Origin of the sequence: Vibrio cholerae ATCC 14035 (genome assembly GCF_000621645.1) — a bacterium.
GTDB classification, from domain to species: domain Bacteria; phylum Pseudomonadota; class Gammaproteobacteria; order Enterobacterales; family Vibrionaceae; genus Vibrio; species Vibrio cholerae.
Genome location: NZ_JHXR01000021.1, coordinates 54,173 through 69,289, shown reverse-complemented (window position 1 = coordinate 69,289; position 15,117 = coordinate 54,173). Strand labels below are relative to the sequence as shown.

General features: G+C 48.6%; 10 protein-coding genes, 1 tRNA gene and 1 rRNA gene. 4 read left to right on the top strand and 8 right to left on the bottom strand.

Translation table 11 applies throughout. The features are described 5' to 3' along the window. The 3 genes from T411_RS0112560 to T411_RS0112550 all read right to left on the bottom strand — a co-directional run. Window positions 1-137: ribosomal RNA gene (locus T411_RS0112560) — 16S ribosomal RNA — on the bottom strand; the annotation flags it as partial. A 495-nt stretch (window positions 138-632) separates the two neighbouring features. Next, window positions 633-1,886 (bottom strand): cyclic di-GMP phosphodiesterase, encoded by a 1,254-nt coding sequence (locus tag T411_RS0112555; protein WP_012034291.1) that lies wholly within the window; start codon window positions 1,884-1,886, stop codon window positions 633-635. Between the two features lie 158 nt (window positions 1,887-2,044). Next, a tRNA-Leu gene (locus T411_RS0112550) sits at window positions 2,045-2,129 on the bottom strand. Between the two features lie 190 nt (window positions 2,130-2,319). On the opposite strand from T411_RS0112550, the gene T411_RS0112545 reads away from it, so the two are divergent. Continuing rightward, window positions 2,320-2,793 carry an RDD family protein gene (locus T411_RS0112545; protein ID WP_001104964.1) on the top strand — a complete coding sequence of 158 codons (474 nt, stop codon included), beginning with the start codon at window positions 2,320-2,322 and terminating at the stop codon, window positions 2,791-2,793. A 103-nt stretch (window positions 2,794-2,896) separates the two neighbouring features. On the opposite strand, the gene lptG is transcribed toward T411_RS0112545, so the two are convergent. Then, window positions 2,897-3,967: an LPS export ABC transporter permease LptG gene (gene lptG / locus T411_RS0112540; protein WP_000472779.1), complete on the bottom strand. Its 1,071-nt coding sequence runs from the start codon at window positions 3,965-3,967 to the stop codon at window positions 2,897-2,899. Window positions 3,968-3,970: 3 nt separating this feature from the next. Next, entirely contained in the window at window positions 3,971-5,071 is a 1,101-nt protein-coding gene (gene lptF, locus T411_RS0112535) for an LPS export ABC transporter permease LptF (protein ID WP_000587734.1), read from the bottom strand. A gap of 193 nt (window positions 5,072-5,264) precedes the next feature. On the opposite strand from lptF, the gene pepA reads away from it, so the two are divergent. The 3 genes from pepA to T411_RS0112520 all read left to right on the top strand — a co-directional run bounded on the left by pepA (window position 5,265) and on the right by T411_RS0112520 (window position 10,264). Further along, a complete protein-coding gene (pepA, locus tag T411_RS0112530) occupies window positions 5,265-6,776 on the top strand; it encodes a leucyl aminopeptidase (protein WP_000397172.1) in 1,512 nt (503 codons plus the stop codon). A gap of 83 nt (window positions 6,777-6,859) precedes the next feature. After that, window positions 6,860-7,309, top strand: a complete 450-nt coding sequence (locus tag T411_RS0112525) for a DNA polymerase III subunit chi (protein ID WP_001141706.1) — start codon at window positions 6,860-6,862, stop codon at window positions 7,307-7,309. Window positions 7,310-7,402: 93 nt separating this feature from the next. Further along, window positions 7,403-10,264, top strand: a complete 2,862-nt coding sequence (locus T411_RS0112520) for a valine--tRNA ligase (RefSeq protein WP_000416442.1) — start codon at window positions 7,403-7,405, stop codon at window positions 10,262-10,264. 77 nt (window positions 10,265-10,341) lie between these two features. Here the strand turns inward: T411_RS0112520 and T411_RS0112515 are convergent, their stop codons facing one another. The 3 genes from T411_RS0112515 to rapA all read right to left on the bottom strand — a co-directional run bounded on the left by T411_RS0112515 (window position 10,342) and on the right by rapA (window position 15,102). Beyond that, window positions 10,342-11,319: a D-2-hydroxyacid dehydrogenase gene (locus T411_RS0112515; protein ID WP_000056887.1), complete on the bottom strand. Its 978-nt coding sequence runs from the start codon at window positions 11,317-11,319 to the stop codon at window positions 10,342-10,344. Window positions 11,320-11,358: 39 nt separating this feature from the next. Then, window positions 11,359-12,096, bottom strand: a complete 738-nt coding sequence (locus T411_RS0112510) for a pseudouridine synthase (RefSeq protein ID WP_001251800.1) — start codon at window positions 12,094-12,096, stop codon at window positions 11,359-11,361. Between the two features lie 96 nt (window positions 12,097-12,192). Further along, entirely contained in the window at window positions 12,193-15,102 is a 2,910-nt protein-coding gene (rapA, locus tag T411_RS0112505) for an RNA polymerase-associated protein RapA (RefSeq protein WP_000006481.1), read from the bottom strand. Window positions 15,103-15,117 lie beyond the last annotated feature (15 nt).

The window sequence follows — 15,117 nt, the reverse complement described above, 5'->3', positions numbered from 1 at the left end:
GGGCAATTTCCCAGGCATTACTCACCCGTCCGCCGCTCGCCACCCAAGGAACAAGTTCCTCTGTGCTGCCGCTCGACTTGCATGTGTTAGGCCTGCCGCCAGCGTTCAATCTGAGCCATGATCAAACTCTTCAATTAAAAGTTTTATGAAGCTTTCGCTTCGGCTCAATGAATACTGATACTATCTTTCGATAGTGAATTGACTGTGCTGAATGATTGCTCATTCAAATGGTCACTCAGTTCATTGATAAATCTTTTTTGATTATCATCAACGAGTGCCCACACAGATTGATTGGTTTATATTGTTAAAGAGCGTTTTGCTTCGGCTTTCTTGCCGAAGAGGCTGTGCATTCTAGCGAGATAATTGTCAGAGTCAAACTCTTTTTTCAACTTTCTTCATAGAAGCGTTTTAGCCTCACTGACTAGCCTTGAGGCCTTGTGACGTCTGCCGTGTCAGTGAGGGCGCATTATAGGGAGCTGCTTTTTTTATGCAAGTCCCTAATCACAAATTTTTCTTAAAACACGCTCGTTCGAACACAAAACCGACAAGACGTTTATTTATCACTCTTTCTCTCATAAAAATGACGCGATTTAAGCGCCATTCAATCTCAAAATGCTCTAAAAGGATCTCTTTTACTCTTCGCTGTCAAAGAAGTATGAGATCCGTGAACGCGGGTTAAGATAATCACGAACCTTATCAGGTAATTTGTTCGGTAAAATGGCATTGACGATTTTCAGATCTCGGTCTGCAAGATCAATTATCGTCGCTTGAGAACGCGGGACTGAGGGATCATAAATCAGTACATTCGGATACAAGAGGCTACTTGCATTCACTGAAATGACTAACCCCACCATATCATTAGAGAGCTGTACGACAGTTCCTGGTGGGAACACCCCCATGAACTTAACTAAGATGCCTAAATTCTCCGCGTTATAAAGATGCTTACAATTCTTAAATAGATGAGACAAAGCAACGTACGGGATCTTTTGTTCCGAAGGAATATTGGGGTGGCAAAGATTGTCGAACGCGTTCGCTACCGCCACAATCTGCGCAAGCTCATCAATATCATCCCCTTTTAGGCCGAGTGGATAGCCTGAACCATCTCGCAGTTCGTGATGTTGTTCGATGACGCGTTTAGCACTTTCAGGAAACGTTTCTATATTATCGGCCAACTCTATGCCGTATTTGGTATGCAGCCGTAAGTAGTTTTCTTCCGGTTCCGTTAATGGGGTCTTTTTACGTACGATCGCCGTTGGCACTCTCACTTTGCCTATGTCATGAAATAGCGCCGCAAAAGCCAACTCTTTGATTCTTTCTGCAGGCAAGCCTCTCGCTTTACCAATCATCATGGCAATGACTGACACGTTTAAAGAGTGAAAATAGATATCTTCAAATTCACTTTTGCTGTTCATTAAATGCAAGGTGACATTATCATCACTCAGCAATTTGTCGACGATATCATCGACCAATATGATGGCTTCGCCGACGGCATCTAAAGGGCGGTTACGAATTTTATTCACTACCGCACGCATACGAGCAAGAGAACGTTCAAACTCTTTCTCACAAGTTTGTACTCGACGTCGATATTCGTTGAGCTTCTCTATTCGTGTTTGCTTTTCCTGCCATAGCTTTTCCGCTTCACTATCAACCGGAGGTAGAGCCTCTTCTGGAGTTGCCTCTTCAACGCTTGGCGGTAAAGGCTGGCTATCGCTTAATCCCGGATTGAGAAAAACGTGCTGAATACCAAGATGCTTGATCAGTTGGATCTGCTCTTGTGATTTGATCTTAAAGCTATTGAATAGGAAGGGATGTTCATTCCATTTGACAGGCAACCGAATGTAGAGCCCGGGTTGCAATCTATCTACCGTGATTTTAATGCTTGCCACAATCTTGATTACATCTGAGTGAATAACCCGAATATGATAGAAGAAGTTAATAATAACTGCATCAGTCTGATTGCTATGAAGGTTGTTAGATCACGAAAGCGGATATGAATATGACAGATAGCAAAAAGCCGACTCATTGAGTCGGCTTCTTTAAATTATGGTACCGATGGACGGACTTGAACCGTCACTCCCGAAGGAAACGGATTTTGAATCCGTCGTGTCTACCAATTTCACCACATCGGCATCTAGGCTGTTGCCCTTTGATGGAACGCATTATACGTAAGAAGTCGAAGCACGCAATAGCAAAAGATTGAAAATAAAATCGTTTGCCGATTATTTCACCACAAAGCCTTAAGCTGTGCGTTAGCTCTCTTTCTTTCGGATTTTGCACTGGCTATGCTTGGCCTCTTTAAAGTAACCAAGAATGATAATGATGAACTACGCGACACTTCCTCCCGCTGGTTTCTTTCGGCGTTTAGGGGCATGGACCTACGACGCACTGATCGTAATGGCAATTCTAATGATGGCTGGCGGCGTAGTCGTCGCAGTGCTTGAAGCTTTGGTGGCAGCAGGGCTCATGAGCTACGCACCGTATCAAGATGCGAGCGATCTTCTCTCTTCTCATCCAATTTGGAGTCCAGTGTATACCGTTTATCTTGCCTTGGTTTGGATCTCTTTTTTTGTTTATTTCTGGACTCGCGGCGGACAAACGCTAGGTATGCGCGCATGGAAAATGCACATTTGCACTGAGGAAGGTCACCACATCTCAGCTACACAAGCGCTGATCCGTTTAGCAACATCCGGTTTTGGGCTTGCCAACTTGACTGTGTTGTTTGATACGAAAAAACGTGGCTTTCACGATATCTGGGCTAAAACAAAGGTCGTTGTGTTACCGAAAGCTAATTAACTCGCTTCGATAAGCAATATAGAAAGAGGAAGGTATTCACCTTCCTCTTTTGATTTTGAGATTGCCACTCTGACCAAAATAAGATTTTGGGGGACATTGGGGGTTATAGCTTCCTACCCAATAGCCCTAACGCGATGGCCAAGAAAACTAAGCTTGGCGCTAGCGCACCAAACAATGGCGGTAATCCATACACCAAACTGAGTGGGCCAAAAAACTCACTTGAGATGTAGAAAGTAAATCCGGCAATGACGCCAGATAAAATCCGCGCCCCCATGGTGACGCTACGCAATGGGCCAAAAATGAACGACAACGCCATCAACATCATCACCGCAATCGAGATCGGCTGAGTCACTTTGCGCCACAAAGCCAACTCATAACGCGATGAGTCTTGCTCTGATGCTTTTAAGTAATGCACGTAATCGCTTAAGCCTGTGAGAGATAGCTCTTCCGGCTTAACCGTCACTACGGCAAGTTTGTCTGGAGCAAGGGAGGTTCGCCAACGGTACTCAGGCAACGATTCTTTGCTGATCTCGATGTCATTCACCAAACGTGTCAATACTGCATCTTTCATCAGCCATTCATTGTTAGCAACGTAATCGACTTGCTCAGAAAAAATCACCGTACTCAGTTTTTTATTTTCGTCAAAGCGCCACAGATTCAATCCATACAACTGTTCGTTTTCAACTTTGGCGATAAAGATAAAATCATTCGCATCCCGTGCCCAAACCCCAGTACGCACCGACATAATCGCACCACCCGAGGTGGCAAATGCGCGCATATCACGTGCCATTTTTTGCGCTTGTGGTGCGCCCCACTCTCCGAGCAAGGTGACAATAATCATCAGCGGAATGGCGGTTTTAAGAACGGAAAGGCCGATATCAAGCTTAGAAAAACCAGCAGCCTGCATCACCACCAATTCAGAGCTGGAAGCTAACGCCCCCAAACCAATCAATGCGCCCAATAGAGCCGCCATCGGAAAAAACATTTCCACATCACGAGGAATACTCAGCACCACAAACAGCAAGGCTTGCAATAAATCGTAACTTCCCTCACCCACTTTACGGAGCTGCTCAACATATTTGATGATGCCAGAGAGGCCAACAAAGGTAACCAAAACCAAGGCTGTTGTAGCAACAATAGTGCGGCCGATATACCAATCAAGAATTTTAAACACGACTTAAGCTACCTTTCTCTGTTTCCATCGATCTTTAAGACGGCGCACTGGAATGCTATCCAAGGTATTGACCATCAGCGCAGCCAACAGCAGTGCGGCATTAATTGGCCACAAGCCAATGATAACCGGCAGTGAACCATCTTCAATCGCTGATTTGGTCGCACTGAGCGCAAGGAAATAAGTCAAATAGATCAAAATAGCGGGTCCCATTTTGGCAAAACGTCCTTGACGAGGGTTCACCGCGGAAAGAGGGACAACCAACATAGTCAACAGTGGAATACACACTACGAGAGAGATTCGCCATTGTAATTCGGCTTGTGCTCGGCGATCCGCATTATTGAGCAAGCTTAAGGTTGGCAGAGCTTCCCAATCACGTTCAGCCGATTTCACTTCACGTTGGCCGATCAAGCCGTCGTAAGAGTCGAAGTTAGTGATCATGTAGTCGACTCGGGTAGGTACGCCTTCATAGCGAGTGCCGTCATAGAGAGTAATGATCTGACGGCCATCACTCAGCTCTTTAACATCGCCCGAGTGAGAAAACATCACGCTGGGTAAAATCGAATCTCGTGGTGCTAACTGCGCCACAAACACGTTATACAATTTACGATTTTCAATATTGTCGATGAACACCACCGAAGAGCCATCTGGCGAACGTTGGAAGTGGCCTTTTTGCAGCAGATCGACACTGTTTTCTGCCGCAAACTGCTCCATTAAATGAGCTTCTTTATCTTGGCTCCAAGGCGCGAGCCACAGCGCATTAAAAGCCGCCACAGAAGCCGTAATCAAAGCCAAATATAAGGCGGCACGGATCAAAAATTTGTTACCGATCCCAGTCGCATTCATCACGGTTATCTCACTCTCCGCATACAAACGGCCGAAAGTAAGCAGAATACCGATGTACAGGCTAAGTGGCAGCATTAATAAGCCCATTGCCGGCATATTCAATCCAACGATGGATAAGATCATGCTGGTAGGAATTTCACCGTCAGAGACATCCGCCAAAACACGGATAAATTTCTGGCTGAGAAACACTAAAAACAGCACGAAGAAGATCGCAAACTGGCTTTTTATTGTTTCTCGGATCAAATATCTAACAATAATCACGCTGAAATTACCTATGCAAAACTTGTTTTTTTGATTGAATCACTATAATTTCCCGATGAACCTTTTATTTTTTGAATAATTTCGCTAACGGTTAGGTTGCGCATGCAAAAGGTCGATCCTAGATGGGATCCAGCAAGTAAGAGCGCATTATCTACCATTTAGTTCTATTTGTCTTCAGGATGTAGGAGTACGCATGGAGTTCAGTGTTAAGAGTGGCAGCCCTGAGAAACAGCGCAGCGCATGTATCGTTGTTGGGGTGTTTGAACCACGTCGCCTTTCTCCAGTCGCAGAACAGCTTGATAAAATCAGCGACGGCTATATTAGTTCACTGCTACGTCGCGGTGATCTAGAGGGTAAACCGGGGCAGATGCTACTGCTGCATCAAGTACCCGGTGTGTTGTCTGAGCGAGTACTGCTCGTCGGTTGCGGTAAAGAACGCGAACTGGGTGAACGTCAGTACAAAGAGATCATTCAGAAAACCATCAATACCTTAAATGAAACTGGCTCTATGGAAGCAGTCTGCTTCTTGACCGAGTTGCACGTCAAAGGTCGCGATACCTATTGGAAAGTGCGCCAAGCGGTTGAAGCCACCAAAGATGGTCTGTACATCTTTGATCAATTCAAGAGCGTAAAACCAGAAATCCGCCGCCCACTGCGTAAATTGGTATTCAACGTGCCCACTCGCCGTGAATTGAATCTTGGTGAACGCGCGATTACCCATGGTCTGGCTATTTCATCAGGTGTAAAAGCTTGTAAAGATTTAGGTAATATGCCGCCCAACATCGCTAACCCGGCTTACCTCGCCTCTCAAGCTCGTCGTCTGGCTGACGATTACGAGAGCATCACCACCAAAATCATTGGTGAAGAAGAGATGGAAAAGCTCGGCATGGCTTCTTACCTCGCGGTCGGTCGTGGCTCACGCAATGAATCCATGATGTCGGTCATCGAATACAAAGGCAATCCAGATCCTGAAGCCAAACCCATCGTATTGGTGGGTAAAGGTCTGACTTTCGATTCAGGCGGTATCTCACTCAAACCGGGTGAAGGTATGGATGAGATGAAGTACGACATGTGTGGCGCAGCATCTGTTTTCGGCACCATGAAAGCCATTGCCAAACTCGGCCTACCACTTAACGTAATTGGTGTGTTGGCTGGCTGTGAAAACATGCCAGGCAGCAATGCTTACCGTCCGGGTGATATTCTGACGACGATGTCAGGTCAAACCGTAGAAGTGTTAAACACCGATGCAGAAGGTCGTTTAGTTTTGTGTGACGTACTGACTTACGTTGAGCGTTTTGAGCCTGAATGCGTGGTCGATGTTGCAACGCTAACCGGTGCGTGTGTGATTGCTTTAGGCCATCACATCAGCGCGGTGATGTCGAACCACAACCCACTAGCACATGAGTTGGTGAATGCCTCTGAGCAATCGAGCGATCGCGCATGGCGTCTACCTCTGGCAGACGAATACCATGAGCAGCTCAAGAGCCCGTTTGCCGATATGGCAAACATTGGTGGCCGCCCAGGTGGCGCCATTACTGCAGCTTGTTTCCTGTCTAAATTTGCTAAGAAATACAACTGGGCACACTTAGACATCGCAGGTACTGCATGGAAATCCGGTGCCGCGAAAGGCTCAACCGGTCGTCCTGTCTCACTACTAGTCCAATTCCTGCTTAATCGCAGCGGTGGCCTAGACGCTGAAGAGTAATCGCAAAAGGGCCTTCGGGCCCTTTTTCATTACTAGACCTCAACTACCGCCACAGGCGTGGTGATTGTTTGCAAGAGACCAAGATGCCAACCGCAACTTTTTACCTGATTTCTCCAGATTCTGCTCAAGCAACACCAGAAGGCTTCGCGCAGTACGTGCTGTATTTGACGCGTCACTTTGCCGCGCAAGGCGCACGCATTTATCTGCAATGCCAAGATAAACCACACGCCGAGCAGCTAGCTGAGCGATTTTGGCAAATCGAACCCGAACAGTTTTTAGCGCACAATCTGGTCGGTGAAGGTCCCAAATCCGGTACCGCGATTGAGATAGGTTATGTGGGCGTTTCTCCCTCTTGGAATCGTCAACTGGCAATAAATTTGGCGGATAATCAGACAACCTTTGCGCGTACCTTTACCGAGGTGGTAGACTTCGTGCCCTGCGCAGAAAATGCCAAGCAGCTGGCGCGCGAGCGGTATAAACTCTATCGACAAGCAGGTTATCAGCTGCAAACTGTTGAGATTCAATATCCATAACCGTCCATCCTTATAGTTAAGCTCTCTTATCCAAGAGAACTCACTTATAGCGATAGACTGAATTAACCATCACAGCATCCATTAAAGAGCACTATGGAAAAGACATACAACCCAACATCAATCGAACAAGATCTGTATAAGACTTGGGAAGAGCAAGGCTACTTTAAGCCTCACGGTGACACATCAAAAGACGCGTACAGCATCATGATCCCGCCACCGAACGTCACAGGCAGCCTGCACATGGGTCACGCCTTCCAAGACACCATTATGGATACTCTGATCCGCTGTCAGCGTATGAAGGGCAAAAATACCTTGTGGCAAGTGGGTACTGACCACGCGGGTATCGCCACTCAAATGGTGGTTGAGCGTAAGATCGCTGCAGAAGAAGGCAAAACTAAGCACGATTACGGCCGTGATGCGTTCATCGACAAGATTTGGGAATGGAAAGCAGAATCTGGCGGTACCATCACTAAGCAGCTACGTCGTCTTGGCGCCTCTGTCGATTGGGATCGTGAGCGCTTTACGATGGATGATGGCTTCTACAAAGCCGTGCAAGAAGTGTTTGTGCGTCTCTACAAAGATGATTTGATCTACCGCGGTAAGCGCCTAGTTAACTGGGATCCAAAACTGCACACTGCGATCTCCGATCTGGAAGTGGAAAACAAAGAGACCAAAGGTCACATGTGGCACTTCCGCTACCCGCTGGCGGATGGCGTGAAAACGGCAGATGGTAAAGATTACATCGTGGTTGCGACAACACGTCCAGAAACCATGCTCGGCGATACTGGTGTTGCGGTTAACCCAGAAGATCCTCGTTATAAAGATCTGATTGGTAAAGAGATCATTCTGCCGATCGTCGGTCGTCGCATCCCTATCGTGGGCGATGAGCACGCCGATATGGAGAAAGGCACGGGATGTGTGAAAATCACCCCTGCGCACGACTTCAACGACTATGAAGTCGGCAAGCGCCATAACCTGCCGATGATCAACATCTTCACTTTTGATGCCAACATCCGTGATGTGGCAGAAGTGTTTAACACCAAAGGTGAAGCAAGCGATGTTTACAGCGGCGAACTACCAGCGAAATACCAAGGCATGGAGCGTTTTGCTGCACGTAAAGCGATCGTGGCGGAATTTGAACAACTGGGTCTACTGCAAGAAATCAAAGATCACGACTTAACGGTTCCTTACGGCGACCGTGGTGGTGTGGTGATTGAACCAATGCTGACTGACCAATGGTACGTTCGCGCTGGTATTCTGGCGAAACCAGCGGTTGAAGCCGTTGAGAATGGCGATATTCAATTTGTACCAAAACAGTACGAGAACATGTACTTCTCTTGGATGCGTGACATTCAAGACTGGTGTATCTCTCGCCAACTGTGGTGGGGTCACCGCATTCCGGCTTGGTATGACGAGCAAGGCAATGTGTTTGTAGGCCGTAACGAAGAAGAAGTGCGTGCAGAAAACAACATCGCGGCGGATGTTGCTCTTCGTCAAGATGATGACGTGTTGGATACTTGGTTCTCTTCTGCACTGTGGACCTTCGGAACACTAGGCTGGCCAGAAAAAACGCCTGAGCTGAACGTATTCCACCCAACCGATGTTCTGGTAACGGGTTTTGACATTATCTTCTTCTGGGTTGCGCGCATGATCATGATGACCATGCACTTCTGTAAAGATGAAGATGGCAAAGCACAAGTTCCGTTCAAAACCGTGTACGTAACGGGTCTGATCCGTGACGAAAACGGCGACAAGATGTCAAAATCGAAAGGTAACGTGCTTGACCCTATCGATATGATCGACGGTATTGATCTAGAGTCTCTGGTCGCGAAGCGCACCGGCAACATGATGCAGCCACAACTGGCAGCGAAGATCGAGAAAAACACGCGTAAGACGTTTGAAAACGGCATCGAAGCCTACGGTACTGACTCACTGCGTTTCACTCTAGCGGCTATGGCTTCAACCGGTCGTGACATCAACTGGGATATGAAGCGTCTAGAAGGTTACCGTAACTTCTGTAACAAGCTGTGGAACGCAAGCCGTTACGTGCTGATGAACACCGAAGAGCAAGATTGCGGTTTTGCAGCCGGTGCTGAGCTTGAATACTCGCTGGCCGACAAGTGGATCGAATCACAGTTCGAGCTGGCTGCGAAAGAGTTCAATGGTCACATTGATAACTTCCGTCTGGATATGGCAGCCAACACGCTGTACGAATTCATCTGGAACCAATTCTGTGACTGGTACTTAGAGCTGACTAAGCCGGTTCTTTGGAAAGGCACCGAAGCTCAGCAACGCGCGACCCGTCGCACGCTGATCACCGTACTAGAGAAAACGCTGCGTTTGGCGCACCCAGTGATCCCTTACATCACAGAAACCATCTGGCAAAGTGTTAAGCCACTGGTCGATGGCGTGGAAGGCGACACCATCATGCTGCAAGCACTACCTCAGTACGATGCGGCCAACTTCAACCAAGAAGCCTTGGATGATATTGAGTGGGTGAAAGCCTTTATCACTAGCATCCGTAACCTGCGCGCTGAGTACGACATCAACCCAGGTAAGCCTCTGGAAGTCATGCTGAAAGCGGCGAATGAGCAAGATGCCGCGCGTATCGAAGCGAACAAGCCAGTGCTGGTTTCACTGGCCAAGCTAGAAAGCATTCGTGTATTGGCGGATGGCGAAGCGACACCTGCGTGTGCAACAGCACTGGTTGGTAAGTCTGAGCTGATGATCCCAATGGCAGGTCTGATTGATAAAGACGCTGAGCTGGATCGTCTGGCCAAAGAGATTGCTAAGACGCAAGGTGAAATTGCGCGTATCGAAGGCAAGCTAGGTAACGAAGGTTTCGTGGCAAAAGCACCAGAAGCGGTAATCACCAAAGAGCGTGAAAAGCTCGCGGGTTACCAAGAAGCGCTGGTGAAGCTTGAACAGCAGAAAGCGACCATCGCTGCGCTGTAAGCCAAGCATTCCATACAAAAAGTCGATAAAAAAGGCAGCGATTTCGCTGCCTTTTTGTTTTAGCGATGATGTTGCCGCTAGACGACTCGATTTTTCGCTTCACCACGCATAAATGCACTGATGTTGTCGATCAAGATAGTCGCGAGTTGTTGTATCGAGGAATCACTGCCCCACGCCACATGCGGTGTCAGCAGAAGATTGGGCAGATCACGGTTGGCAATCAGTGGGTTATCCATATCCGCAGGCTCGACACTAAACACATCCACCCCAGCCCCAGCAATTTGACGTCTTTTCAGCGCATCTACCAGCGCCTGTTCATCCACTAAACCACCGCGCCCAGTATTGATCAGTAGAGCATTGGGCTTCATCTGCACCAATTCCGCTTCCGAGATAATATTGCGCGTTTCATCCATTAGCGGACAGTGCAGGGATAACACATCGGATTGCGCCAGCACTTGTTCAAATGACGTGTACCCTACTCGGCATTCCAACTGACCTTTACGTTCAGCAAACAGCACATGCATACCTAATGCGCGCGCTAAATTCGCCGTCGCTTGTCCTAATGCACCACTGCCGATAATGCCCATGGTGGAGCCCGCAATATCGCCGATAGGATGCGTGAAAAAACAGAACTGCTTATGGCGCTGCCACTCTCCGGCCGCAATATCATTGTGATAACCGATAAGATTACGTCTTAGAGCAAACATCATGGCGATCACATGCTCTGGTACGGAGCGCGTGGCATAGCCTTGCACATTACACACCGCGATATTCAGGTCACTACACGCCTGCAAATCGACGTTGTTGGTGCCCGTGGCAGAAATGGCGATCAACTTGAGCTTAGGCAACTGAACCAGCATTTCACGGGTGAGTACCACCTTATTAGTGATAACGATATCGGCCGCTAAGAGGCGCTCAACCACTTGGTGAGGCTCACAAGCATCATACTCAACCCAATGGTGTTCAAAAGGCAGAGCAGGTAAGGGGATATGGCGCGGAATGGTCGCGCGGTCGAGAAAAACGACCGTAGGCAAAGAAGTAGTGGGTAGTGACATGCTGACTCCGGGTCTGATTATCCGCTACCCACAATAATATTAGTCTTGGGATAGCTTTTTATAGTCCGGTAATTTTCGCTCAGGATCGAAATGCTGCAAAATCTGCTCCTCGGCTTCGGGATAGAAGTCACAAGGGACAAATAAAGTGCGCAGCCAATGACTACGTGGATGGTAGAAACAGAGCTCCGCAGCGTGCAGTTGCAGACGATCGGCAAACTCGACAGCTTCTTGTGGAGCGTAAAGATCATCACCAACAATCGGATGGCCGAGCGATTGCATGTGCACACGTAGCTGATGAGAGCGTCCTGTGATCGGGATAAGGCGTACGACTGTGGTTTTCTCTTCTCTCTTTACGACTTGATAGCGGGTCAGAGAATCACGTCCCTCTTCAAAACAGACTTTCTGTTTCGGGCGGTTTGGCCAATCACAACACAGCGGCAAATTCACTTCGCCTTCATCTTGCTCCATCACACCCCATACGCGGGCATAGTAGATTTTATGAGTGAGACGATACTGGAACTGCTTCTTCAACGCCGATTCCATATGTTTGCCTTTCGCAAACAGGATCAGCCCAGAAGTCGACATATCCAAACGGTGGACGACCTTCACATCAGGGCAGTAATCCACCAAACGAGCCCACATACTGTCGTAGTGCTCAACAGGTCGCCCAGGAACAGATAACAAACCAGAAGGCTTGTTGGCTGCGATGATGTGTTCATCCTCATAAATCACATCAATCCACGGTTCCTTGGGTGGATTGTACTCAGTCATTGCCATCGCTATCGTCTCGTATCACAAAAAACGGCGCATTATATACGCAAAATGTCGCCAACGGGGAATAAAACAAGGCCCTCGTTTTGAGGGCCTACGTCATCAGTTGTGTGCCACCACAATCAAACGCAGTGAATCCAGCTGATACTGCGCCTGCGCAATATAGCCAGTCAACTCTTTGATTTGCTGCTCCAGCACTTCGATCTCTTCATCACGAATGTTCGGGTTAACCGCTTTGAGTGCCAGCAAACGCTCCAACTCGCTGTTAAGGCTCTGCTGCATATCACGCTGCGCTTGTTCACGAATCGCGCTCACTCGCGGTTCAACCGCCGCTTCACTTGCCGTAATCAAACGATGCACGTCATGCTGTACTGAACTCACCAGCTTGCTGGCCAAATGACGATTCACTGGGCTGAGCTGACGGTTAAAGCTTTCAAACTCCACTTGCGAAGAGAGATCATTACCGCGCGCATCCATCAGAATTCGGATTGGCGAGACAGGCAAGAAGCGGCTGATGCCACTGCGTTTCGGCGCTTGGGCATCCACCACATACACCAGCTCCAGCAAGATAGTACCCACTGGCAGTGCTTTGTTTTTCAACAGCGACACCGCGCAAGTGCCCACCCCTTCACTCATCAGTAAATCAATGCCACCTTGCACCATGGGGTGTTCCCAACTGATGAAGTGCATATCTTCACGCGACAGTGCGGTGTCACGATCAAAGGTAATGGTGGCGCCTTCATAAGGGAGGCCCGGATAGCTTGGCACCATCATGTGTTCGGCAGGAGTGACCACTAGAGCATTCTCGCCACGATCTTCCTGATGCAGACCAATCGCATCAAACAGGCTCAAGGCAAACGTCACCAGATTGGTATCGCCATCGGTTTTCGCGATCTGCTCGGCAATCTGCTGCGCTTTTTCGCCACCGTTAGAATGCATTTCCAACAAGCGATCACGCCCGACTTCCAGCTGCGATTTCAGTGTTTTGTTGAGCTTGGCTGACTCTTCGATGATCACTTCCAGCTCTTCACCGCCACCAGCGGCCAGAATTGGGATTAAACGCTCAGCGAAGGCATCGTACACCGCACGACCCGTTGGACAGGTTTCCGCAAAGGCATTCAAACCTTCTTGAAACCAACGCGCCAAAATCGCTTGTGACGTTTCGGTCAAATACGGCACGTACACATCGATATCACGCTTTTGGCCGATACGGTCCAAACGCCCGATACGCTGCTCCAGCAAGTCTGGGTTGAACGGCAGATCAAACATCACCAATTGGTTCGCAAACTGGAAGTTACGACCTTCGGAGCCGATTTCACTACAGATCAACACCTGCGCACCGCCCTCTTCTTGGGCAAAGTAAGCAGCGGCTTTGTCACGCTCAATAATCGACATGCCTTCATGAAATACCGTTGCGCGAATGCCTTCACGTTCACGCAAGGCCTGCTCTAGCTGCAACGCGGTGCTGGCACGTGAAGCGATGACGAGGATCTTCTCGCTGCGTTTGGCTTTGACTTTTTCGAGCAACCAGTTAACGCGTGAGTCAAATTGCCACCAGCTTGATTCGTCACCTTCAAACTCTTGGAAAATCTCTTCCGGGTAGAGCATTTTCATCGCGCGCGCTTCTGGCGTCAGTTTACCGCCGAGCATGCCCGCAACACGCATTGACGTGGTGTATTGAGAAGGGATCTCCAATGGCAGCAAATGCACATTACGCACTGGGAAGCCTTTGATTGCCGCACGCGTGTTACGGAACAACACACGCCCAGTACCGTGGCGATCCATCAGATTGTCGATCAGCTCTTGGCGCGCCAAAGCAATTTCGTCCTCGCTGGCGTGGCTTTCCAACGCTTTAAACAGCGGCTCCACATCTTGCTCAGACAATAGCTCAGTGATTTTGTTTTTCGCTTCATCACTCAGCTTCTCACCGCTGAACAGCGCAGTAACGGCATCGGCAACGGGTGCGTATTGCTCTTCTTCTTTAACAAAGGCTTCGTAATCGTAGAAACGATCTGCATCCAGCAGGCGCAGACGAGCAAAGTGGCTTTCACGACCTAACTGCTCAGGCGTTGCCGTCAATAGCAGTACGCCCGGAGTCTGTTCGGCCAGAGCTTCAATCACTTGATATTCGCGGCTTGGCTTTTCTGGGTGCCACTCAAGATGGTGAGCTTCATCGACGACCAATAAATCCCATTCCGCTTCCAAGGCTTGTTCAAAACGCTGGCGGCTTTTACGCAAGAAATCGAGTGAACACAGCACATACTGCTGAGTTTCAAATGGGTTATCGGCCTCGCTAAAGGCTTCCACACAGCGCTCTTCATCAAAAATCGAAAAGTGCAGGTTGAAACGGCGCATCATCTCCACCAACCATTGGTGTTGCAGCGTTTCAGGCACCACAATCAGGATGCGCTCGGCACGCCCGGTCAGCACTTGCTGATGGATGATCATGCCCGCTTCGATGGTTTTACCCAAACCGACTTCATCGGCTAACAATACGCGTGGCGCATGGCGGCGACCGACTTCATGGGCAATGTACAACTGATGCGGGATCAGCCCAGCGCGCATACCACACAAGCCACGCATTGGGCTTTTGTGCTGTTGATATTGATTGGCTAGAGCGCGATAACGCAGCACGAAGTTGTCCATGCGATCGATTTGACCGGCAAACAACTTGTCCTGCGGTTTATTAAAACGAATTTGGTTACTGAGGAAAATTTCACGCAGCGCGACACCGCTTTCTTCGGTATCCACTCGGGTGCCTAGATAGGTGTAGACGCCTTGGTCTTCCACCACTTGTTCAACTTGTAACGACCAGCCTTGCTGACTATCCACCACATCGCCGACATTAAAGATCACACGGGTGACCGGCGCATCTGAACGTGCATACACACGATTTTCTTCCGATGCTGCAAACATCAAGGTCACTGTACGCGCATCAAGCGCCACCACAGTACCTAACCCGAGATCACTTTCCGTATCGCTTATCCAGCGTTGCCCTAAAGCAAATGACATGAATGGACTACCTCA

Coding starts and splice junctions, on each gene's coding strand:
- pepA (WP_000397172.1), top strand. CDS start 5,265: ATGGAGTTCAGTGTTAAGAGTGGCAGCCCTGAGAAACAGCGCAGCGCA.
- T411_RS0112545 (WP_001104964.1), top strand. CDS start 2,320: ATGAACTACGCGACACTTCCTCCCGCTGGTTTCTTTCGGCGTTTAGGG.
- T411_RS0112510 (WP_001251800.1), bottom strand. CDS start 12,096: ATGGCAATGACTGAGTACAATCCACCCAAGGAACCGTGGATTGATGTG.
- T411_RS0112515 (WP_000056887.1), bottom strand. CDS start 11,319: ATGTCACTACCCACTACTTCTTTGCCTACGGTCGTTTTTCTCGACCGC.
- rapA (WP_000006481.1), bottom strand. CDS start 15,102: ATGTCATTTGCTTTAGGGCAACGCTGGATAAGCGATACGGAAAGTGAT.
- T411_RS0112520 (WP_000416442.1), top strand. CDS start 7,403: ATGGAAAAGACATACAACCCAACATCAATCGAACAAGATCTGTATAAG.
- T411_RS0112525 (WP_001141706.1), top strand. CDS start 6,860: ATGCCAACCGCAACTTTTTACCTGATTTCTCCAGATTCTGCTCAAGCA.